Genomic DNA, 21546 nt, shown 5'->3' with positions numbered 1-21546 from the left:
CTGACGCCGCTCGGTAAGCGACGGTGGTGCAGTCCATGGGCAGCGGATAGCTGTCCGGCAGGCACCGACTTTAAAGGTATAAGAAAAAGAATTTAAATACCGTTAAAGCATATTGATATCACGCAAAAAACTATCCTGCGGGTTTGCCCCGACAGAATAAGAAGGCTATTTTTCCTTTCGCTGTAGGACGGATCTTTTTTTCGTAAAAGCCCTCCAAGGACGAACAGCTTTTGGCCAGACTCCCCCGGCCAACCCCATAACAAGGAAGAGAACATGGACGTAAAAGTGCCGCAGCGACCGGACCCGCAGGATTTCGTGAAATGGCTGGTGGCTTTGCGCCGGGCGCTGAAAACCAGCGCTGCGTAGCCCCCACTTCGATCGTTCCCACGTCGAGGCGTCGAACCCTCCGCGTGGGAATGCAGCCCGGGGCGCTCCGCGTCCCATCAAGAGCCGAACGCAGAGCGTCCGATGAGGCATTCCCACGCAGAGCGTGGGAACGATCATCGCAAACGCACACACAAAAACGCCGATGACCATCGCTGGTCATCGGCGTTTTTTTCAACCTTGAAGTGGGTTGCTGTTGCGTCGGATCAGAACGCCGGCAGTACCGCGCCGTTGTACTTCTTCTCGATGAACGCTTTGACTTCAGGGCTGGTCAGGGCAGCGGCCAGTTTCTTGATGGCGTCGCTGTTCTTGTTGTCTTCACGGGCGACCAGGAAGTTCACGTAAGGCGAATCAGCGCCTTCGATCACCAGGGCGTCCTTGGTCGGGTTCAACTTGGCTTCCAGCGCGTAGTTGGTGTTGATCATGTCCAGATCGACTTCTTTCAGAACGCGCGGCAGCAGGGCCGACTCCAGTTCCTTGAACTTGAAGTTGTGCGGGTTCTTGGCGATGTCTTTTGGCGTGGCCAGAGCGTTCTTAGGATCTTTCAGCTCGATCAGGCCGGCTTTCTGCAGCAGGATCAGTGCGCGACCGCTGTTGCTGCCTTCGTTCGGAATGGCGATGGTGGCGCCGTCCGGCAGTTCGGCCAGGGTCTTGTACTTGCTCGAGTAGCCACCGAACGGTTCAACGTGAACGCCTTGCACGGTCACCAGGTACTTGGCCTTGTCGTCCTTGTATTTGCCGGCGTTGAAGCTGTCCAGGTAAGGCTTGGTCTGGAAGTAGTTGGCGTCCAGACGCTTCTCGCCCACCTGTACGTTCGGCTGTACGTAGTCGGTGAAGACCTTGATTTCCAGATCCACGCCTTCTTTGGCGAGGGTCGGCTTGATCAGCTCGAGGATTTCGGCGTGCGGCACCGGCGTCGCAGCAACCACCAGTTTCTCGCCGGCCTGGGCCAGGGAAGCAGTCAGAGCAGCCGCCAATGCGGTAAACAACAGAACCTTTTTCATGCAGTGTCCTTATCGAAAATCGGTCGTCATCGACGACGGCATTAATACGTGTGCCAGCGATGTGCTACTGCTGGCGTGAAGCGGACAATACCGGGATTTTTTATTCCCGGACAATAACGTTTATTCAGCTTCATATTCCATTTTGTTCATGTTGAACAAAATGGTTACAACGCCTCGCTCAGGCTCAACAGCAATTCTTTCAATGCCTTACGTTCGCCAGCAGTGCCGTTGAGGCTCACGCTCGCCACCTGACGTTCGATCTGAACCAGCGGCCCAGACACCTCGGGCAGGTTCAGGTGCTCCGGCAGGATTTCATCGCCGGTACTCACCAGCAGCGCAAAATGAATGACGTTTTCCAGCTCCCGGGTGTTGCCCGGCCAGCTGTGCTGCTCCAGCACCTGTTGCGCCGCTTCGCTGATCAGCGGCACCGGCAGATCCAGGCGCTGGCTGTAGATGCCGAGGAAGTACTCGGCCAACGACAGAATATCGCCGACCCGCGCGCGCAATGCCGGAAGTTCCAGATGCCCTTCGCTGAGATAGTGATAAAGCCGCTCGTGGAATTTCCCCGCCGCCACCGCTTGCGCCAGATCGATGCTGGTCGCAGCGACCAGGCGCACGTCCACCGGGCTCGGTTGATGTGCACCGACGCGGGTGACTTCGTGGTTTTCCAGGGCGGAAAGCAATTTGATCTGGATCGGCAGCGGCAGGTCGCCGATCTCGTCCAGGTACAAGGTGCCGCCGTTGGCCGAACCGAACCAGCCGGCGCGACTGCTGGCCGAGCCGCTGTAGCTGCCGGCGGCGTAGCCGAACAATTCGGCATCGGCGTAGGTCGGGCTGATGGCGCCGCAATTGACCGAGACAAACAACCCGCTGCGATCACTGGCACGGTGGATGTGGCGGGCGAGCAATTCCTTGCCGGTGCCGGTCTCGCCGCGAATCAACACAGAGGTCGAGCGCGGTGCGAGCTGCGCCATTTCCTCGCGCAACTGGCGCGAGCGTGGATCGACAAACACCAGCGCCTTGGCGCGAATGCTCAGGGGACTTTTTTCCGCATCGGGAAAGGTCAGCAACGGCTGACCGAAGGTTTCAAAACTCATGGCAGACTCCCGCCCCAAATCGCCGGGAGACGGGGGCGTTGAAAAAAATAAAAGTGATCAGGCACGGCGCCGGGCGTGGTGTTCCATGCGGTTTTGCAGGCGATACAGATAAGCGAATCCCTGCTCCCAGCGTTGATGCCCGGACTTCACGTTGATATGGCCGGCGCCCGCGAGAATTCCCGCCTCGGCACCCCAGTTGCGCGCCAGTTCCAGCGCACGCGGCGCACTGACGGCGGCGTCGTTGTCGGAGCTGACGACCTGGCTCGGGAAGGGCAGCAGATCGGTCGGGATCGGTGCGAAGTTACGCAGTGCCGGCACGCACGCCGGGCGCTCGACATCCGCCGGCGCAACCAGCAGCGCCCCGCGCACCTGACGCAAATGATGCAGTGGCGCGGTGGCCGCCCAGTGCGCCACGGTGATGCAGCCGAGGCTGTGCGCGATGAGAATCACTGGCGAGCTGTCGGCGGCAATCGCCTCGGCCAGCGCCGCGACCCAGTCTTCACGACGCGGCGTCAGCCAGTCGGCCTGCTCCACCCGCGCGCTGTTGGGCAGGCTGTTCTGCCAGTGGGTTTGCCAATGATCTTCTGGCGATCCTTGCCAGCCCGGCACAATCAGATAACGGATTGATTCGTTGCGCATGGGGGAGCTCTCCTGCGTCGTGTCTGTTCCTGAACGAGTATAGGGACGGGATTTATATTCGTTAAGGAATAAGAAGCTATTTATTAAGATCTGAAAAGAATATTAAGCATTGGGCAAAAAAAGGGGCCGCACCCTGCCAAGGAGACGGCCCCGGAAAAACGTGAAACCCTTATCGTGCAGTGATCACCGACAGCTTGGTGATGCCCGCCCGCTCAATCGAAGCCATGGCTCGCGCCACTTCGCCGTAATTCACCCCGTCGTCGGCCTGCAATTGCACGCGCACTTCCGGGTCCTTGGCCTTGGCCGACTTGAGGTTGAACTCCAGCAGGTCCGGCTGGATTTCGTCCTTGTTGATAAACAGTTTTCCAGCACCGTCGATACTCACCACCAACGGGTCTTTCTGCTCGACCGGCGCCACCGCTTCGGTCTTCGGCAGGTTGATCGGTATCGCGTTGGTCAGCAGTGGCGCGGTGACGATGAATACCACCAGCAGCACCAGCATCACGTCCACCAGCGGCGTCACGTTGATCTCGCTCAGCACCTCGTCGCTGTCTTGCGTGGAGAAGGCCATATCAGGACGCCTCCTTCACTTTTGTTGCGTTGCCCTGGGCCGCTGCCTTATGCGCGGTCGGGTGGATCAGCACGCGGAACGAGCTCTTTTGCGCCAGGCTGTAGAAGTCGTGGGCAAAGTCGTCCAGGTCCGCCGCCGTCAGTTTCAGACGACGCAGAAAGTAGTTGTAAACCAGCACCGCCGGCACCGCGACCGCGATCCCTACACCAGTGGCGACCAGCGCCGCACCGATGGGCCCCGCGACCGTTTCCAGGCTCGCCGAGCCTGCCGCGCTGATGCCTTTCAACGCTTCCATGATTCCCCACACCGTGCCGAACAGACCAATGAACGGCGAGGTACTGCCAATACTCGCGACCACCGCCAGACCGGTTTCCAGCGAACGGCGCTCGCGGACGATCTGCTGGCGCAAGGCACGTTCGAGGCGATCCTGATGATTGATCGCCTGGCTCAGGTCGTTGGCCTGCGGCGCCTCGCCCACTTGTATCGCCGCATAACCGGCCTGTGCCACCCGCGCTGCTGCGCCGGGCTGGGTTTCGCTCAACTCGGCGGCGGAGTCCAGACTCGACGCCGCCCAGAAGCGCTTGTGAAACTTGCGGTCCTGCGCCTTCAACCGGCCGAACTGCAAAGCCTTGAGCAATGCCAGGCCCCAGGTGGCGACAGAGAAGACCACCAGCAGCCAGATCACCGCGCTTTCGATGGATTCCAGTGGAGATGCCAGTAACGTCATGATGTGTTCCCTCGTGTAAACGTTTAGCGCGAAATTGGTTTCGGTTTAATGAATCTTGAAATCGATAGGCACGCTGACCCAGCCGTCCTGGGCGACATCACCCTGCTTGGCCGGCACGAAGCTCCAGCGCTTCACGGCGTCCAGCGCCGCGTCGTCGAGCTGTTGCCGGCCACTGCTTTTCTGAATCTGGATCTCGCCCGGTTTGCCGCTGGCCAACACGTGTACCCGCAGCAACACCGTGCCTTCCCAACCGCGACGCTGGGCCAGCGACGGATACTCCGGCGCCGGGTTCTTCAGGTACGCGGCGTTGGCCGAGGCCGGCGTCACCGGAGCAGGCGCCGGTGGTGCAGGTGGCGCTGGCGCGGCGACCGGAGCGGCCGGTTGTGGCGGAGCCGGGGGTTGCTCGACGGCTTTTGGCGCTGGTTTCGATACAGGTTTGGCGACCGGTTTCGGTTTGGGAATCGGCTTCGGTTTCGGTGGTGGCTTGGTTGCCAGTTCGTCCTCCACCGGTGGCGGAGGCTCGACCACAGGCGCCGGTGGTGGCGGTACAACCACAGGTGGTGCCGGTGGCGCCGGGCGCGAAAACTCGATGGTCATCGGTGGAATTTCCGGCGGCACGATCGGCAGCGCCGGTGTCGGATGCTGGTTGATCCAGTAGATCACCGCGCCATGCACCACCAGCGCCAGAACGCCGAGCAGAATCGTTTCGCGGCGGCTCAGAATGCCCTTGGGCGCGCGCTGCAAACGCAGCTGCCCCAACGGCACACGATGGGGCCGGCCGAGATCGACCAACTCGCCGCTCGGCGCCTGGCGCCACAGCACCTCCTGTGCACTGGCGGCGGTCTGGACATTGCCCATTGATTTACTCCCTGCGGTCTCTTTGCGTTTTTTCGCGTAGCCGATTCGCCGCTTGTTGAATCCCCCACGGCGTGATCGATGGGTCAATCATTGGGCTAGACGCTTATCTCCGAAAGTAATCTTTCATGTTATGAATAGACGCTTATGGAATATATGAAACGGTCATTTCCGCCAAAGCCACGGCCTGCAAGGCTTCCAGCGATTCGCCGAAATCGACATGCTTTCCTGGCATAAAAAGTATTCATCCAAGGCATTGGGTTATCGATGACCCGGGATTCAGTGACAACTAATGCCAAGGTGATAGTTGACGAGCTTTTTAAGAGGTAAATAAAAAGGCCGATGCATGTTTAATGCATCGGCCTTCGATTTACGGAATTTCTTATTGCTTCAGAAACTCACCACCCAAATTCACAACTTCACCATCGAAGTTCACGCGCGAGCCGGTAGCCCGGAGTTTCGCGTAGTTGTGATCAGGCGAAAACAGCGTCCAGGTCTGATAACCACTATTTCCGTTCTGAGCCAGCACCGCGATTGTAGTCGGGTTGCCGGTGCTGTTCTGGAAGTGGTAGTTCCCGTAACGGATGTCATAATTCACGCCACCCTGGCTGAGGGTGCCGCTGAAGCTGCCATTGGAATCATTACCGTCGGTGATAACCAGCTTGGCGCCAGAGTTGGCATTTACATAAGTGCCATTAATGCTCGACATAACGAGATTTCCTTTATCGTTGGATAAGTGTCTTCCGATGAGAGCAAGTTTCCTCCTGGAAACTCACGACACTCAGGATGGTTGGACATTCATTTATTGTCCACGCGACTTTTCAACGAAATTGCTATATGCACTATTCATGTCGCTCATAACTTATTTCGATTCGGAAGACTCTTAATAACTAACGACTGGCATTGGTTTGTTGCACACCAATGGCCGGCGCAATCACTGCCGTTTCCGAGCGCGGCGTTCCTGCCGGCACCCAGTCATAACTCACAGGAAGGGCCCGATAGACCCAGTTGCTGATCGCGTCGCTGCCCGGCGCCTTGCCCAGATAAGGGCTGACGTATTCCCAGACGTTTTCACCACTGGCCGTCACCTGGAAAAACCGCCCGTTCATGCCTTCATCGATCAGCGTATTGCCGTTGGGCAAGCGCCGCGCGCTGCTGATGAACGAGCTGTAGAACGCCCACCCCGGCTGCTTCGAATTGGCGGCGCTGTACTGCCAGACGATTTCATTTTTCACCGGGTCGATCTCCAGCACCCGCGAACCGGAAATCAGCCCCAGCGTGACGTTCGGGTAACCCGCCGAACCCTGGTTGTCGAACACCAGCAGATTGCCCGCGCCGGGCAATCCGGCCGGGATGATGTGCGCGTCATGCTGACCGACGAACTGGTCCACCGGGCGCGGGATTTTCTGCGCGGTTTTCGGATTGGCCAACGGCAGATTCGGCCCCAGGCGCCAGACCACCTTGCCGCTGTGTTTGTCGATGATCGCGATGAAGTTGGCGTTGCGCGAATCGATCAGCAGGTTGTCCGGATTGAAGCGCTTGTCGCCGGCATCGAACCATTTGTTCGGCCCCACCAGGCTGAGGTTGTTGATGTGCAGGTAATCCGGATTTTCACTGGCGCGTACCAGCTTCAACTGCTCGGCGGTGAAGCCGAATTCGTTCAAGTGATCCGACGCCAGCCACTGCCATTTCACCGCACCGGCGGGGCTGACTTCGTAGATTGCATCGTCGATCACCTCGGGCACCTTGAAGCCTTTGACCTTGTGCACCTTGTTCGCCAGCACCACGGTGTTGCCGTTGCTCAGGCGACGCTGATCGTGATGCTGTTGCGCCGCACCACCGGGCGCCTTGTCGCCCCACTGCCAGACGACTTTGCCATTCCAGTCCAGCTCGCCGACGCTCTGATTGCCGAGGCCATTGCCGGCGGAGCCGAGCTTGCCTGGATCCTTTTCGCTCAGTTGCAGCAACACATGGCCGCGCTCGCCACCCACCAGTTTCGGGTCGATGATCGCCGACGGGAAACCCGACTGCGGCCAGTTCTTGACCTCGTTGCCGTTCATGTCGATCAGGTGCGTCTGCTTGTCGGCACCGCTGAAGATCACATATTGATTGAAGGCCTTGGCCGGGTCGTAACGGGTGACGCCGGTGGGGTAGACGCTGGGCGCGGCGAGCGCCCCGGCACTGAGCACTGCGCCGGACAACAACACCGGTAAAGCGGTTTTGATGCGCAACATGATGCAGCTCCTTGAAGGGTCGATCAGAAGTCATAGCGACCGGTGACGCCAAGGGTGCGCGGCGTACCGAGCAGGCCTTCGTAACCGCCGTTGCCGCCGGTCCACAGGGTCGTGTAGTAGGTTTTGTCGAAGGCGTTTTTCAGCCACAGCGAGACGTCCCACTGACCCTGATTGAAATCGCCGCGCAGGCCGGTGGAGAGATTGACCACCGCATAGCTCGGGATCTGGCCATAGTCGGAATCTTCGACCGTGCCCACCGCTTTAGAGCGGAACGCGTAGCTGCCGGTGACGTAAGGTTGCAGGCCGTTATCCAGATTCCATTCGTACTTGCCGTTGGCGTTGCCGATCCATTTCGAGGCGCCGACCACCTGATGACCGCTGAGGTCGCACGAGGCCGGAGCACCCGGTGCCTGGCTGACTTCCGGCGGGCACGGCGCGTCCTTGTACGAGAGGTAACTGACGTCGTTGTACGAGCCGTTGAAGTTCAGCGTCAGGCCGCGCAACGGGATCACGGTGCTCTCGAACTCCACGCCGCGCGAGCGCACTGAACCGGCGTTGGTCAGGTATTGCACACGGTTGACGTCGTCGTAGGCGTTGGTCTGGTAAGCGTTGACCTGAGTCCAGAACACGTTGGCGTTGAGCTGCAAACGCCGATCCCACAGCGTGCTCTTGAAGCCGAGTTCGGCGTTGTTGGCGCGCTCGGTGCCGATCAGCAACGAGTCGGCGCCAGCGGTCGGTGCCGAGCCGACCACGAGGTTGACCCCGCCGGACTTTTCGCCGTGAGACAACGTGGCGTAGCCGAGCAGATCATCGGTGAAGCGATAGCTGAGGTTGAGCAATCCGGACGGGCTGGAGCTGTACTGATTCAGGTCGCCGGAATCGTAGGCGCCGGTCCGGCCACGTCGCGCGGTGGCTGCGGCACCCGTGACAGCGGCGCCACCGACCGGTGCATCACGATTGACCCAGGCGTTCTTCTCTTCATAGGTGCCACGCACCCCGGCGGTGAAATCCAGACGCGGGGTCAGGTGCCAGGTGCCTTGGGCGAACAGCGCGAAGCTGTCGGTCTTGATATGGCCACGGCCGACACTGTTGACGTTGGCCAGCGCACCCCGTGGCGTGCCGTTCCAGATGTCTGCCTGCGGGCCGTAATAGGCGAAGGATTTGTTGTCCAGGTCCGAGCCGAAATAGTAGGCACCGAGGACGTAATCGAAGAACTCGCCCTTGGGCGACGCGAGGCGAAATTCCTGGGAATACTGTTTGTCCTCCACCGACACCCCGGCGTTGTAGGTCGCCGGCACGTTGAGACCGTCGTCGTTGCGCGGGGTGAAATTCCAGAAGCGGTAAGAGCTGACCGAGGTCAGGGTGAAGTCGCTCGGAAGGGTCCAGTTGGCCTCCACCGACGTGCCGCCCTGATGCACGGTGACGTGCTGGTCATTGTCCAGATTGACCTTGCGGTGCGAGCCGTTGACCAGCGTCGCACCGGCAGCGGCGGCGCGGGCCGAGTAGAGATTGACGCCGTTGATGGTCGGCCCGGTGTTGTACAGCACGCGGGTGCCGGCGCTGGAATCCTCTTCGTTGTAGTCACCGATCCAGCGCAGATTGAAGTTTTCGTTGGGTTTGAACAGCAGTTGCGCCCGGAAGCCGTCGCGGGAACCGCCGTTCAGGTCATGGCCGTTGAATTCGTTCTTGATGTCACCGTCGCTGCGGGTGCGATAGGCAGAGATGCGTCCGGCCAACTGATCGTTGAGCGGCCCGGAAAGCGTGCCCTTGGTCTGGAAGTAACCGTCCTCGCCGACCGACGTCTCGATGCTGCGCTCCGGGGTGAAACTCGGCGCGCGGGTACTGATGTTGATCACCCCGGCGGTGGTGTTCTTGCCGAATAAAGTCCCCTGCGGCCCGCGCAGGACTTCGAGCTGTTCGATGTCCATCAGGTCGAACACCGCCATCCCCGGACGGCCCAGATAAACGTTGTCGATGTACAGCCCGACGCTGCCTTCCAGACCGTCGCTGGCCGGGTTGTTGCCCAGGCCCCGGATCGACACGCTGGACTGGCGCGCATGCATGTAGGCGACGTTGACGCTGGGCACCAGTTGCTGCAGATCCTGGATTCGGTAGACCCGTTGCGTCTCCAGAGTCGTGCCGCTCACCACGCTCATTGGCGTCGGCACATCCTGAGAGCTTTCTTCGCGACGGCGGGTGGTGACGGTCACGGTTTCCAGTTGCGAAGTGGCGGTCGCGGTCTTGCCTGCCGGTGCCGGCACAGGGGTTTCCGTTTCCGCAGCGTAGCCGTGGGTCCAGCTGGCACTCCCCGCCAGCAACAGGGCCAGAGGCAGACGTTTGAGCCGTCGTGGCGGCGGCGGTGAAGCGAGGTTCAACGGACTCATGGGGCTGCTCCTGGTCAAAAAACACGCAGACATCTTCCGTGCTGCATATTCTTTTAAGTTATTTATTTATGTTTTTACAAAGATTTACTGCATAAGAGATTGCCTTTATAAGGAGTCGACCTAATGCATATCCAATGCATTTCCCGGATATTTTTTATGTGAAAAATGCATATCGACTTGCGCCAGCTCAGACACTTCATCGCCCTCGCCGAACAACGCAGCTTCGTCGCCGGCGCGCAGGCGGTGAACCTGTCGCAGTCGGCATTCAGCCGCAGCATTCAGGCGCTGGAACACAGCGTCGGTTGTCAGTTGGTGGATCGCGGGCGCAAGGAATTGCCACCGACCAAACAGGGCCAGGTGCTGCTTGAACATGCGCGGCGACTGGTCAGCGGTGCGCAGCAGATGGCCAACGAGATCAGCCAGTTCAACGGGCTGGAGGCGGGGGAATTGCGCTTCGGTTGCGGCCCGGCGCCGGCGGCAGGATTGATCCCGCGAGCGATCGGCAGCTTCATCGGCCGCTACCCGAAAGCGCGGGTGCATTACCAGGTCGATGACTGGCAGAGCCTGAGCAAACGGCTGCTGAGCGAAGAGTTCGAATTCTTCGTCGCCGACACCCGCCACTTCGAGGCAGATCCGGATTATCTGACCCACCGGTTGCGACCGCGCAAATGGCATTTCTGCTGCCGCGCCGGGCATCCGCTGGCCGCATCGGATCGGGTCACGGCCGAGCAATTGATGAGTTATCCACTGGCCGTGAGCATTCGTCCGCCAAACCTGCGCAAGGTCATCGTCGATCTTAGTGGCCGCCCGGATTTCGTCCCGAACGTGGAGTGCGAGAACAGCGCCAGTCTGCTCGGCGTGGTGTTGCGCTCCGATGCGATCGGCATCGTTGGCGCCTATTCGGATGCACTGCATCAAGCCCGAGGTGAACTGGTGTGCTTGAAGGTCGAAGGGTTGGCGGATGATCTGGAGGAGCTTTACACCCGTTACGGAATTGTCAGCCGCGCCGGGTATCGCTTGTCACCGTTGGCCGAGGCGATGATCGAGCAGATCAAGGCGATCGATGCGGTGGAAGAAGAACTGTGTTCACTGGACAATTTTGCCGTCTGACGCACCGCCTTCGCGAGCAAGCCCGCTCCCACATCTGGAACGCGTACTCCTGTGGGAGCAACTGTCTTAACCCTGCCATTCGTCACCGCCATTCGGTGCCGTCACGCAGCATGGCATTTAGTCTGATCAGTAGTATCCGCATGCAGGCGATGAGCGCGACTTTCGCGCTCTTGCCTCTTTCTCGCAGCGCCTCATAGCGGGCCTTGAAGTCAGCGTGATAACGGATCACGACCCAGCACGACATGTAAAGCGCACGTCTGACGCGGGATCTTCCTCCGTAAATCTGGCGTTTGCCGCTGTGATTGCCACTGTCGTCATTGTAGGGAGCGATTCCTGCCAGAGCCGCGATTTCTCTGCGATCAAGCTCGCCGAGTTCAGGCAGGTAAACCAGCAAGCTGGCGGTCGCCACAGTGCCGATGCCTTTAACTGAAGTGAGCCGGTCGGCTTTTTCAGCATCCAGCTCTCGCATGCTTTGATTAATGGCTTTACCGAACTGTTTGATCTGGAGTTGCAGATAGCGAATATGGTCTTTGATCGCCTCGATAACCGCTGGCAACTGGGCCTGCTGCAGCCGGCGCTTGTTGTCGTCTCGCTGTTGGACGAAATGCTCGCGCAACTGAATGAGTTCACGCAACGCTTCACGGCCAGGCGAAATTGGCTTTTCGCGAGACGCATGCAAAGCCTCGGCAAAATCGGCAAGAACAGCGGCGTCGATGGGATCCGTCTTGGCATTCTTGCCCATTGCTACGGCAAAGGCTCTGGCCCGGCGAGGGTTGATCCTGAGCACATTGAAGCCCGCCTCTTGTAAGGCCGCCACGACCTTTCGCTCGTATCCTCCCGTGGCCTCCAGCAATACTCGGCCAACCGTGTAGTGGCTTAAACGCGATGTCAGCTCAACAAAGCCTTCAAGCGTATTTGTAATCTCGAACCCCACTTTCTGAGGCTGAATCCAAACAACGAGGTTGGATTTGGAGATATCGATACCGACCCAGGAAATCATGGCAAAACCCTCTTACACTCAAAAGTGAGAGTGCTCTGGCTTTGCCCACGCTTGTGATTCGAGTGGCGCTCGTCCAACTGTTCGGGCTTATGGGCCAGAGTAGAAAGGTGAATGGCAGCTTTGCTCCCACTCGTGCTTCAAGCACCGCGGACTCACAGCTTGCCATTCACCCCTCTCACCCCAGAGTCTATTCCCTTACCCAGACACAAGCGGGCTTGCTCGCGAAGAGGCCGGTACAGGCGCCAATGCATTTCTTGCATGAAACACATTCCCCGAATGCACTTGCCGAACACCCTCGCCGAAAGCGAAAAACCTCGCCTGTCTTTCTGACTGGTGAACCCCATGTCCAACCCGCAAAACCCTGTGCGCAACGTGCTGTACATCATGTGCGATCAACTGCGCCGCGATTACCTGTCCTGCTACGGCCACCCGCACCTGCACACCCCGAACATCGATCGCCTGGCCGCCGCCGGCGTGCGCTTCAGCCGCGCCTATACACAGGGCACGATCTGCGGGCCGTCGCGGATGTCGGCCTACACCGGGCGCTATGTCAGCAGCCATCAAGTAGCGTGGAACGCGGTGCCGCTGCCGCTGGAAGAACTGACCATCGGCGATTACCTGCGGCCCCACGGCATTCGTACTGCGCTGGTCGGCAAGACCCACGCCACGGCCAACGTGGATGCCTTGCAGCGGCTGGCGATCAACCCCGAAAGCGCCCAGGCCGAAGTGCTCAACGAAGTCGGCTTCGAGCCGTACTTTCGACACGACGGCATCTTCCCGGACGATCCACTGTTCGATGACAAACGCGAATCCGCGCCTTACACCCATTACCTGCGGGAACAGGGTTTCGAAGGGCGTAACCCCTGGCACGACTGGGCCAACGCGGCCGAAGGCGACAACGGCGAAATCCTCAGCGGCTGGAAAATGCGCAATGCCCATTTGCCAGCGCGAATTCCCGAGCAACATTCAGAGACTGTCTACACTACAAATCGAGCCATCGACTTCATCGGTGAGCAAGGTGAAAAACCGTGGTTTTTACACCTGTCCTATATCAAACCCCACTGGCCCTACATCGTACCGGCGCCATACCACACCTTGTACAGTACGAAATCGATTCTCGAACCGGTACGTAATGCCTCTCCAAGCGACCACCCGGTCTATCAGGCCTTTCGCCAGCATGAGGAAAGCCTGAATTTCTCCAAAGATCCGGTACGACTGAACGTAATCCCGACGTACATGGGCCTGGTCAAACAGGTCGATGATCAGTTGGGGCGGCTGTTCGATTTCCTGCAAAGCAACGGTCGCTGGGAGGACACGCTGATCGTGTTCACCAGCGATCACGGCGACTTTCTGGGCGATCACTGGCTGGGCGAGAAGGAGTTTTTGCTGGAGCAGGCGGTGGGCGTCCCCCTGATCGTGCGCGACCCGCGTGCGGCGGCGGATGTCACGCGGGGCACGGTGGACGAACGCCTGGCGGAAACCATCGACGGCGTGCCGACCTTTCTCGAAGCGCTGGGTGTGAGGGGCGCCGAGCATCGACTGGAGGGTCGCTCGTTGATTCCGCTGCTGCACGGTGAAAGTCCTGACTGGCGCCGCTATGCGATCAGCGAATACGACTATGCCTTCCAGGCCCCGGCACGTGAGCGACTGGGCCAGCCGATCGACCGCTGCCGCATGACCATGGTGCGCAGCGAGCGCTGGAAATACCTGGCGTACGACGGCTTCCGGCCGCAGCTTTTCGATCTGTTGAATGACCCGCAGGAGCTGCAGGATCTGGGCGCTGATCCGGCGTATGCGGCAGTGCGCGAGGAGCATGCGGGGTATCTGTTCGAGTGGGTGCGCGGGTTGAAGCGGCGCACGACCATCAGTCATCGGGAGATTGATTTGCGTGGGCAGCGGTTTCGTTATGGGGAGCCGGAGACTGAGAAGCTCGTTCAGATTGGCGTCTGGTGATTGAGATTGTTGTTGATCGTTCCCACGCTCCGCGTGGGAATGCAGCCCGGGACGCTCCGCGTCCCAAAGCGGACGCAGAGCGTCCCTTGAGGCATTCCCACGCAGAGCGTGGGAACGATCAGTGATCAGACACCGACGATTTCTGCGCCTTTGATGGTCTGGCTACGCTGCCCATTCGCCCCGACCGGCACTTCCCCTTTGAGCGTCACCCGACGCACCACACGATCCTGAGTGCCGTAATCATCAATCGCATAATGCTGCGTCGAGCGGTTATCCCAGATCGCCACATCACCGGCCTTCCAGCGCCAGCGCACGACGTTCTCCTGGCGGATCACATGACTTTGCAGCAAGCCGAAGAGGTGCGCCGAATCAGCCTGGGAATAGCCCTTGATGCGCTTGACGAAATGCCCCAGCAGCAAGCTCTTTTCGCCGCTGATCGGGTGCACACGCACCACCGGGTGCTCGGTCTCGTAGACGGTCGAGGTGAAGATCTTGCGATAACGCTCAAGCTTCTCCGCCGACACGTCCGGCTTCACGGCGGCATAGTCGTACTCGTTGCTGTGCACGGCCACCAGCTTGTCTGCCAGCTCACGCAATTCCGTCGGAAGTTCGTTGTACGCGGTCGCGGTGTTCGCCCACAGCGTGTCGCCACCGAACGCCGGAGCCACCACCGAACGCAGGATCGAGGCTTTCGGGTAGGCATCGACGAAGGTCACGTCGGTGTGCCAGGAGTTGGCGCGCTGCCCTTCGGCGCCGTCCAGTTCCAGCAGATAACGGGTGCCCTCGCGGGACGGCACGGTCGGGTGCGCCACGGGCTCGCCGAGCAGATGCGCGAAGGCTTCCTGACGTTGATCGTCGAGCTGGGTCTGCTCGCGGAAGAAAACGACCTTGTACTGAATCAGCGCCTGTTGAATGGCTTCAACCGTCGCGGCATCCAGCTCACCGGACAAGTGCACGCCACGGATTTCGGCGCCGATACGGCCGGCCACCGGATGAATGTCCAGCGCGTGGACAGCGGGTTTTACAGCGAGTGCGGCATTGCTCATGGGTAGACCCTCATCGACTGCTTGCGGTTGGACGGCAGCGAAACAACGCTCTATCTATATTCCATTTACATCTAATAGATATTCACATGCTTCGTTGACGGAATAAGAGCTTGCATTTAAAACCTCAAGCAACCTCGTCGCAAATGCCTTCGAGCTATTTTTAGGATGCCGGAAAAGCATATGGATCTTCGCCAGTTGCGCTACTTCATCGCCCTCAACGAACACCGCAGTTTTGTCCGCGCGGCTGACGCCATGGGCATCACTCAACCGGCGTTCAGCCGCAGTATTCAGGGGCTGGAGCAGGAGTTCGGCTGCGTGCTGGTGGATCGCGGCAACAAGGATCTGCGCCCGACCCCAGAGGGCCAGGTGGTGCTGCAACACGCCCTGACCCTGGTGCAGGGCGCGGCGTTGCTCAGCGCCGAAGTCACACAGATGACCAAGCTCGACGCTGGCGAACTGCACTTCGGTTGCGGCCCGGCGCCGGCGGTAAAACTGGTGCCGGACGCGGTGGCGCAATTCATCAATGCGCACCCGAAAGTACGCACCTGTTTTCAGGTGGATAACTGGGAGAAACTCAGCCGCGCCCTGAGCCGCGAGGAGATCGAATTCTTCATCGCCGACATCCGCCATTTCGAGTCCGACCCGAACTTCCAGACCCAGCCGCTGACACCCAAGCGCGGGGTGTTTTTCTGCCGACCGGGGCATCCGCTGCTGGCCAAGGAAAGCCTGTCGACCAACGACATGTTCGACTACCCGCTGGCGACCACGCTGATCCCGCCGGGCATTCGCAAACTGCTGGCGAATCTCAGCGGGCGGATCGATTTTTCACCGACCATCGAGACCGAGCATTTTCCGGCGCTGGTGAAAGTGGTGTTGCAGTCCAACGCGATTGGCGTCGGCACCGAAGAGGCGTTTGTCGAGGACATCGCCCAAGGCTCGCTGGCGCTGCTGCACTGGCGCAATCTGCCGCAGAACCTGGAGAGCATGAATGCGCGGTGCGGGATTGTGAGCCGCACGGGATTCCGGCTTTCACCGGCGGCGCGGGCGATGATCGAGACGTTGGTGGCGGTGGATAAACAGGCGATCAGCGTCGCGGTTTGAGGGTCATTCCCACGCCTTGCGCGGGAATGACTGCATGACTCAGAGCTTCGCGGCCGCCAGCTCAGGCGCCACCCACTCGTTCACCTTGAACGGCTTGCGAATCAGCTTCTGCTGCGCCGCCAGATCCACCTTGCCCTGCAGGTTTTCGAGGAACAGCGGATCCAGTGTCGACGGGAACACTTCGCTCAGGTTCTGATCCTTCAGATCCTGGGTCAGGATCACTGGCGGATAGCTCGCGAGTCCCGACACAAGCTGCACGTAAGCGTCCTTGTTGCTGTCCTGAGTCAGCCACTCCACTGCCTGCTGCTGCGCCTTGAGCAGCTTCGCCACGGCTTCCGGATGCCCGTCGACAAACTTGCCGGTGCCCACCAGCACCGACTGCACACTACCGGCGCCACCGAGGTCTTTGGTGTTAAGCGGCAACTCGGCCAGGCCTTTGGCCTGCAATGCAGTCAGCCCGGAACTGCCCCACGATGCATCGATCTGCTTCGCCGCCAGCGCCGCAACCGCTGCGTTGAAATCGAGGTTGATCACTTTCACGTCCTTCTCGCTCAGGCCCACGCTGGCCAGCGCCGCATCGAACGACAACTGGGTCGCGGTGCCCCGGAAGATCGCCACGCGCTTGCCTTTGAGATCCTGCAGCGTCTTGATCCCCGAACCCGGCACCACGCCGAGGTATTGCTTCACACCCCGGGCGCTGGCGCTGAGCAGGCGCGTATCCAGTCCGTTGGACTTGCCGATGATGGCCGCCAGATCTCCGAGATAGGCCAGATCCACCTGACCGTTGGCGAACGCCTCGTTGATCACCGGCCCGGCGCCCTTGAAGAAGCTCCACTGAATCTTGATGCCCTGATCGGCGAAGGCCTTTTCGAAGATCTGCTGATCGCGCAGCACGTCCACGATGCCCCCGCCGCTGTGTTGAGTACCCGCGCTCAGATCAGGCACGGCAATCCTGATTTCCTTGAGCTCGTCGGCCTGGGCAGAGAACGCCAGCAGACCCGCCAGCGCCGGCGCGGCAAACAGACTGATGACACGTTTGAAGGGAAGGTTCATGGGTGCGGCTCCTGATCACGGCGGGCATTGAGGAGCCGAAAGTAGGCGCAATCCGTATCAGCGTTTAAATACTTAAAAAGCACATTTTTATAGCTTTTCAAGCTAAGCCAGCAAAGTCGGGACATGCAGAGCCGTATGCATGGAGAGCATCGAAAATATTCTTCAAATGCATTGGATGCGCGCCGGGCTGGAGGCCTTAAATGGCGCTGCTTATCTCCAAAATGATTATTTTCCAACTCGCTTATAACAATTTGTTTTTAGCTAATTCCGCTGACTCGATCCAACCCGACAACGGAGGTCACCATGGCCCGTGAATCCCTGCTCAGCCTGCCACTGGCCGCACCGCCGTTGAAAAGCCGGCGAACCTGGCCAAGCCTGAGCCACCGCGTTTTACCCTGGATATTGCCGCTCGGACTGTTCGCCCTATGGTGGCTGGCGGCGCGCAATCAATGGATGAGCGAACAGATCCTGCCGGCGCCATCGCTGGTGTGGAGCAGCGCCGTCGAGCTGTCCCAGGGCGAGTTGTGGAGCCATTTGTGGATCAGTCTGCAACGGTTGTTCTGGGGCCTGCTGGCGGGCGTTACCGCCGGCGCGGTACTCGGTGCGGCGCTGGGCTTCAGCCGTCGTCTCGAACGCCTGATCTTCCCGACCTTCGCCGGCCTGGCCCAGGTGCCGACGCTGGCGTGGATTCCGCTGTTCATGGTGTTTTTCGGCATCGGCGAAACGCTGAAACTGGTGGTGCTGGTCAAGGCCATCGTGGTGCCGGTGACTTTGCACACACTGGTCGGCGTACGCGATGCGCAACCCAAACTGCGTGAAGCCGCCGCGGTTTTACGTCTGCCGCCACGCTTGTTGATCCGCCGACTGGTGCTGCCCGCCGCGCTGCCAGCGTTCATGGCCGGCGTGCGTCTGGCACTGGCCGCTGGCTGGACGTCGTTGCTTGCCGTCGAGCTGCTGGCCTCCAGCGAAGGCATCGGTTACCTGATGGTCTGGGCGCGTCAGCTGTTCATGCTCGACATCGTCTTCGTGTGCATCGTGGTGATCGGTCTGATCGGCGTGGCGATGGATCGCGGCATCGGTCTGCTGGACAGGAAACTGGTGCACTGGCCGCACCCAGCCACGGCGGAGATTCGTCGCGGCCCGCGCTACGAAGGCTGGCAACGCGTGCAGCCGTGGCTGCTGCCGCTGGCGCTGTTTGCATTGTGGCAACTGGCGGTCGATCAGCAATGGATCGATGCCAACATTCTGGTCAGCCCGTGGGTGGTGCTTGAGGCGACGAAAAACGGATTGCTCGACGGCACGTTGATCTCCGGCATGGCCCTGAGCCTGGGCCGCACACTCGGCGGCTTGCTGATTGGCGGCGGCCTCGGCCTCGTGCTGGGCTTGTTGCTGGGTCTGTCGCGCACCAGCGAACGCGTGCTCGGCCCGACCCTCGCCGCCCTGCGCCAGATCGCGATTTTCGCGTGGGTGCCGCTGCTCACCGCCTGGTTCGGTCTGGGCGAACTGGCGAAGTGGGTGTTCGTCGCCCTCGCCGCATTCTTTCCGTTGTTTGTCGCAACCCAACGCAGCGTCGCCAACCTCTCGCCACAACTCAACGAGGCCGCGCAGGTGCTGCGCCTGAGCCTCGGCCAGCGTCTGCGTCGACTGGTATTGCCGGGCGCCGCGCCGGGGATTTTCGCCGGCCTGCGCCTGAGCCTGATCTACGCCTGGCTCGGCACCATCGGCGCCGAATATTTCATGCCGTCCAACGGCGGCATCGGCAGCCAGATGATCGGCGCCCAACAACTGCTGCGCATGGACCTGATCATGGCCGGGATGCTGCTGGTCGGCCTCACCGGCGCCCTGCTCAACCTCATTGGCCAACGCCTGGAAATCCGCGCCACCCGCTGGAGACACGCATGAACGCACCGATTGTCAGCTTCAACCATGTAGGCAAATCCTTCGACGTCGACGGTTTCGAACTGGAGGCGATTCGCGAATTCAACCTCGACATCGCCGAGGGCGAATTCGTCGCCATCGTCGGCTCCAGCGGCTGCGGCAAATCCACTTTGCTGCGTTTGCTGGTGGGCCTCGATACGCAGTTTCGCGGGCAGATCACGGTCGATGGCAAAGCCGTCAGCGGCATCGGCGGCGAGCGCGGCATCGTGTTTCAGGAACACCGTTTATTCCCGTGGCTGACCGTAGCCGACAACATCGGGCTGGGTCTGGTCAACGAGCCGCTGAGCGCCGCTGAAAAACAGCAACGCATCAACGATTTCATCGAGCTGGTGGGCTTGCGCGATTTCACCCGCGCCTACCCGCATCAACTCTCCGGCGGCATGGCCCAGCGCGTGGCGATTGCTCGCGGACTGGTGGCGAGCCCACGGATCCTGCTGCTCGACGAACCCTTCGGCGCCCTCGACGCACTGACCCGCCAGCAGATGCAGGACGAGCTGCTGGCGATTCGCGAGCGGGCAAAGATCACCACGATTCTGGTCACCCACGATGTCGAGGAAGCGATTTTCCTCGCCGACCGCGTGGTGGTGATGGAACCGCGCCCCGGCCGGATCAAACAGGTGGTGGACATCGCCCTGCCCCATCCGCGCCAGCGCAGCAGTTTCGACTTCCACCAGTTGCGCGAAGAACTGCTGCACGAACTGACCAGTGACGACCATTACCAACCGAGCGCACCGGTGCAGATCCGAGATCTGCCGCTGTCGTTCATTGCCTGCTGAACAGGAGCCTGTTGATGCCGCAACGTCCCAACTTTCTGGTGATTCTGGCCGATGACCTCGGCTTCTCCGACATCGGAGCCTTCGGCGGCGAAATCGCCACGCCGAACCTCGATGCACTGGCCAACAATGGCCTGCGCCTGACCGATTTTCACACCGCGCCGACCTGCTCGCCGACCCGCTCGATGCTGCTCACCGGCACCGATCACCACATCGCCGGCATCGGCACCATGGCTGAAACCCTGACCCCGGACCTGATCGGCAAACCGGGTTACGAGGGTTACCTCAACGACCGTGTCGTCGCGCTGCCGGAGTTGCTGCGCGAGGCCGGTTACCAGACCTTGATGAGCGGCAAATGGCACTTGGGGCTGACCGCCGAACTGGCGCCCCACGCCCGTGGCTTCGAGCGTTCGTTCTCGCTGCTACCCGGCGCGGCCAACCACTACGGATTCGAACCGACCTACGATGAACACACGCCCGGCCTGCTGAAATCCACCCCGGCGCTGTACATCGAGGACGACACGTTCATCGACGAATTGCCCAAGGATTTCTATTCCTCCGACGCCTTCGGCGACAAGCTGTTGCATTACCTCAAGGAGCGTGACCAGAGCCGGCCGTTCTTCGCGTACCTGCCGTTTTCCGCGCCGCACTGGCCGTTGCAGGCGCCCGCCGACATCGTCGAAAAATACCGTGGCCGCTACGACGCGGGGCCGGAAGTGCTGCGCCTCGAGCGTCTGGAAAAACTCAAATCGCTGGGGCTGATCGAGCCGGATATCGAGCCGCATCCGCTGATCCAGCTGACCGCGCAATGGGACGCGCTGAGCGATGAACAAAAACGCATTTCCGCCCGGGCGATGGAGGTCTACGCAGCGATGGTCGAGCGCATGGACTGGAACATCGGCCGCGTCGTCGACTACCTGCGCCAGCAGGGCCAGCTCGACAACACTTTCATCCTGTTCATGTCCGACAACGGTGCCGAAGGCGCACTGCTGGAAGCCTTCCCGAAATTCGGTCCGGAGCTGGTGACGTATCTGAGCCAGCACTACGACAACAGCCTCGAAAACATCGGGCGCGCCAATTCCTACGTTTGGTACGGGCCGAACTGGGCGCAGGTGGCGACCGCGCCGTCACGCCTGTTCAAGGCCTTCACCACCGAGGGCGGGATTCGCGTTCCGGCACTGCTGCACTATCCGCAGCTGCCGCTGAAGGGGCAGATCAGCCATGGTTTCGGCACGGTGATGGACATCACGCCGACCATCCTCGATCTGGCCGGCGTGCGCCATCCCGGCAAGCAGTGGCACGGCAAACCGGTGGCGCCGTTGCGTGGTAAATCGTGGCTGGGTTTCTTGTCCGGCGAAACGGCGCAGGTGCATGACGAACACACCGTTACCGGCTGGGAGTTGTTCGGGCGCCGGGCGATTCGGCAGGGGCAGTGGAAGGCGGTGTGGATCCCCGGGCCGGTGGAGCCGGCGACATGGCAGCTTTATGACCTGGGCAGTGATCCGGGGGAGATTCATGATTTGGCGTCGAGTCAGCCGCAGAAGCTTGAGGCGCTGATTGAGCATTGGCAGCGGTATGTGGAGGAGACCGGGGTGATTTTGAGTGAGTCGCCGTTTCAGCCGGATTGAGGGGGGCTGATGTAAGGCTATCGCCGGTTCGCCGGCGATAGCTTCGGAT

General features: G+C 60.5%; 18 protein-coding genes. 6 read left to right on the top strand and 12 right to left on the bottom strand.

Annotated elements, in window-relative coordinates:
• Positions 1–590: 590 nt before the first annotated feature.
• From LOY31_RS01145 to LOY31_RS01105, 9 genes are all read right to left on the bottom strand, one after another.
• Positions 591–1388 (bottom strand): MetQ/NlpA family ABC transporter substrate-binding protein, encoded by a 798-nt coding sequence (locus LOY31_RS01145; protein ID WP_011331930.1) that lies wholly within the window; start codon positions 1386–1388, stop codon positions 591–593.
• A gap of 164 nt (positions 1389–1552) precedes the next feature.
• A complete protein-coding gene (locus LOY31_RS01140; protein WP_258712722.1) occupies positions 1553–2485 on the bottom strand; it encodes a sigma 54-interacting transcriptional regulator in 933 nt (310 codons plus the stop codon).
• 57 nt (positions 2486–2542) lie between these two features.
• On the bottom strand, positions 2543–3124 hold the full coding sequence (locus LOY31_RS01135) for an alpha/beta hydrolase (protein WP_007952774.1): 582 nt from the start codon (positions 3122–3124) through the stop codon (positions 2543–2545).
• A gap of 169 nt (positions 3125–3293) precedes the next feature.
• A complete protein-coding gene (locus LOY31_RS01130; protein WP_003220570.1) occupies positions 3294–3695 on the bottom strand; it encodes a biopolymer transporter ExbD in 402 nt (133 codons plus the stop codon).
• Between the two features lies 1 nt (position 3696).
• Positions 3697–4422 carry a MotA/TolQ/ExbB proton channel family protein gene (locus tag LOY31_RS01125; protein WP_007952775.1) on the bottom strand — a complete coding sequence of 242 codons (726 nt, stop codon included), beginning with the start codon at positions 4420–4422 and terminating at the stop codon, positions 3697–3699.
• A 45-nt stretch (positions 4423–4467) separates the two neighbouring features.
• Positions 4468–5280: an energy transducer TonB gene (locus LOY31_RS01120; RefSeq protein ID WP_221533586.1), complete on the bottom strand. Its 813-nt coding sequence runs from the start codon at positions 5278–5280 to the stop codon at positions 4468–4470.
• 379 nt (positions 5281–5659) lie between these two features.
• On the bottom strand, positions 5660–5986 hold the full coding sequence (locus tag LOY31_RS01115) for a hypothetical protein (RefSeq protein ID WP_039764506.1): 327 nt from the start codon (positions 5984–5986) through the stop codon (positions 5660–5662).
• Between the two features lie 181 nt (positions 5987–6167).
• Positions 6168–7511, bottom strand: a complete 1344-nt coding sequence (locus LOY31_RS01110) for an aryl-sulfate sulfotransferase (RefSeq protein ID WP_258712721.1) — start codon at positions 7509–7511, stop codon at positions 6168–6170.
• A 23-nt stretch (positions 7512–7534) separates the two neighbouring features.
• On the bottom strand, positions 7535–9895 hold the full coding sequence (locus LOY31_RS01105; protein ID WP_258712720.1) for a TonB-dependent receptor: 2361 nt from the start codon (positions 9893–9895) through the stop codon (positions 7535–7537).
• A gap of 165 nt (positions 9896–10060) precedes the next feature.
• Between LOY31_RS01105 and LOY31_RS01100 the strand changes: the two genes are divergently transcribed.
• Positions 10061–11005 (top strand): LysR family transcriptional regulator, encoded by a 945-nt coding sequence (locus tag LOY31_RS01100; RefSeq protein WP_221533583.1) that lies wholly within the window; start codon positions 10061–10063, stop codon positions 11003–11005.
• A gap of 82 nt (positions 11006–11087) precedes the next feature.
• Here LOY31_RS01100 and LOY31_RS01095 read toward each other — a convergent pair whose 3' ends face one another.
• Positions 11088–12005: a transposase gene (locus LOY31_RS01095; RefSeq protein WP_085609292.1), complete on the bottom strand. Its 918-nt coding sequence runs from the start codon at positions 12003–12005 to the stop codon at positions 11088–11090.
• A 342-nt stretch (positions 12006–12347) separates the two neighbouring features.
• On the opposite strand from LOY31_RS01095, the gene LOY31_RS01090 reads away from it, so the two are divergent.
• The gene (locus LOY31_RS01090; RefSeq protein WP_258712719.1) at positions 12348–13958 is read left to right on the top strand and encodes an alkaline phosphatase family protein; all 1611 of its coding nucleotides are present in this window, start codon (positions 12348–12350) and stop codon (positions 13956–13958) included.
• 125 nt (positions 13959–14083) lie between these two features.
• Here the strand turns inward: LOY31_RS01090 and LOY31_RS01085 are convergent, their stop codons facing one another.
• Positions 14084–15004 (bottom strand): TauD/TfdA family dioxygenase, encoded by a 921-nt coding sequence (locus LOY31_RS01085; protein ID WP_007952791.1) that lies wholly within the window; start codon positions 15002–15004, stop codon positions 14084–14086.
• Positions 15005–15184: 180 nt separating this feature from the next.
• Between LOY31_RS01085 and LOY31_RS01080 the strand changes: the two genes are divergently transcribed.
• Complete coding sequence (locus LOY31_RS01080; RefSeq protein WP_041475105.1) at positions 15185–16105, top strand: LysR family transcriptional regulator; 921 nt, start codon at positions 15185–15187, stop codon at positions 16103–16105.
• 39 nt (positions 16106–16144) lie between these two features.
• Here the strand turns inward: LOY31_RS01080 and LOY31_RS01075 are convergent, their stop codons facing one another.
• Positions 16145–17158 carry an ABC transporter substrate-binding protein gene (locus LOY31_RS01075; protein ID WP_011331920.1) on the bottom strand — a complete coding sequence of 338 codons (1014 nt, stop codon included), beginning with the start codon at positions 17156–17158 and terminating at the stop codon, positions 16145–16147.
• A gap of 303 nt (positions 17159–17461) precedes the next feature.
• Between LOY31_RS01075 and LOY31_RS01070 the strand changes: the two genes are divergently transcribed.
• The 3 genes from LOY31_RS01070 to LOY31_RS01060 are packed head-to-tail and all read left to right on the top strand — an operon-like array spanning position 17462 to position 21497.
• Complete coding sequence (locus LOY31_RS01070) at positions 17462–19060, top strand: ABC transporter permease (RefSeq protein WP_258712718.1); 1599 nt, start codon at positions 17462–17464, stop codon at positions 19058–19060.
• Positions 19057–19872, top strand: a complete 816-nt coding sequence (locus tag LOY31_RS01065; RefSeq protein WP_007952799.1) for an ABC transporter ATP-binding protein — start codon at positions 19057–19059, stop codon at positions 19870–19872. Before LOY31_RS01070 ends, LOY31_RS01065 begins: the two co-directional genes overlap by 4 nt.
• A 14-nt stretch (positions 19873–19886) precedes the next feature.
• Positions 19887–21497 (top strand): arylsulfatase, encoded by a 1611-nt coding sequence (locus LOY31_RS01060; RefSeq protein ID WP_258712717.1) that lies wholly within the window; start codon positions 19887–19889, stop codon positions 21495–21497.
• Positions 21498–21546 lie beyond the last annotated feature (49 nt).

This window comes from Pseudomonas sp. B21-021, assembly GCF_024749205.1.
Taxonomy (GTDB): domain Bacteria; phylum Pseudomonadota; class Gammaproteobacteria; order Pseudomonadales; family Pseudomonadaceae; genus Aquipseudomonas; species Aquipseudomonas paraglycinae.
The sequence above is the reverse complement of the archived record's forward strand: the minus strand, read 5'-3'. Positions and strand labels throughout refer to the sequence as shown.

Excerpts from the sequence above, each read along its gene's own strand:
- LOY31_RS01145 (WP_011331930.1), bottom strand. The coding sequence starts at position 1,388 with ATGAAAAAGGTTCTGTTGTTTACCGCATTGGCGGCTGCTCTGACTGCT.
- LOY31_RS01140 (WP_258712722.1), bottom strand. The coding sequence starts at position 2,485 with ATGAGTTTTGAAACCTTCGGTCAGCCGTTGCTGACCTTTCCCGATGCG.
- LOY31_RS01135 (WP_007952774.1), bottom strand. The coding sequence starts at position 3,124 with ATGCGCAACGAATCAATCCGTTATCTGATTGTGCCGGGCTGGCAAGGA.
- LOY31_RS01130 (WP_003220570.1), bottom strand. The coding sequence starts at position 3,695 with ATGGCCTTCTCCACGCAAGACAGCGACGAGGTGCTGAGCGAGATCAAC.
- LOY31_RS01125 (WP_007952775.1), bottom strand. The coding sequence starts at position 4,422 with ATGACGTTACTGGCATCTCCACTGGAATCCATCGAAAGCGCGGTGATC.
- LOY31_RS01120 (WP_221533586.1), bottom strand. The coding sequence starts at position 5,280 with ATGGGCAATGTCCAGACCGCCGCCAGTGCACAGGAGGTGCTGTGGCGC.
- LOY31_RS01115 (WP_039764506.1), bottom strand. The coding sequence starts at position 5,986 with ATGTCGAGCATTAATGGCACTTATGTAAATGCCAACTCTGGCGCCAAG.
- LOY31_RS01110 (WP_258712721.1), bottom strand. The coding sequence starts at position 7,511 with ATGTTGCGCATCAAAACCGCTTTACCGGTGTTGTTGTCCGGCGCAGTG.
- LOY31_RS01105 (WP_258712720.1), bottom strand. The coding sequence starts at position 9,895 with ATGAGTCCGTTGAACCTCGCTTCACCGCCGCCGCCACGACGGCTCAAA.
- LOY31_RS01100 (WP_221533583.1), top strand. The coding sequence starts at position 10,061 with ATGCATATCGACTTGCGCCAGCTCAGACACTTCATCGCCCTCGCCGAA.
- LOY31_RS01095 (WP_085609292.1), bottom strand. The coding sequence starts at position 12,005 with ATGATTTCCTGGGTCGGTATCGATATCTCCAAATCCAACCTCGTTGTT.
- LOY31_RS01090 (WP_258712719.1), top strand. The coding sequence starts at position 12,348 with ATGTCCAACCCGCAAAACCCTGTGCGCAACGTGCTGTACATCATGTGC.
- LOY31_RS01085 (WP_007952791.1), bottom strand. The coding sequence starts at position 15,004 with ATGAGCAATGCCGCACTCGCTGTAAAACCCGCTGTCCACGCGCTGGAC.
- LOY31_RS01080 (WP_041475105.1), top strand. The coding sequence starts at position 15,185 with ATGGATCTTCGCCAGTTGCGCTACTTCATCGCCCTCAACGAACACCGC.
- LOY31_RS01075 (WP_011331920.1), bottom strand. The coding sequence starts at position 17,158 with ATGAACCTTCCCTTCAAACGTGTCATCAGTCTGTTTGCCGCGCCGGCG.
- LOY31_RS01070 (WP_258712718.1), top strand. The coding sequence starts at position 17,462 with ATGGCCCGTGAATCCCTGCTCAGCCTGCCACTGGCCGCACCGCCGTTG.
- LOY31_RS01065 (WP_007952799.1), top strand. The coding sequence starts at position 19,057 with ATGAACGCACCGATTGTCAGCTTCAACCATGTAGGCAAATCCTTCGAC.
- LOY31_RS01060 (WP_258712717.1), top strand. The coding sequence starts at position 19,887 with ATGCCGCAACGTCCCAACTTTCTGGTGATTCTGGCCGATGACCTCGGC.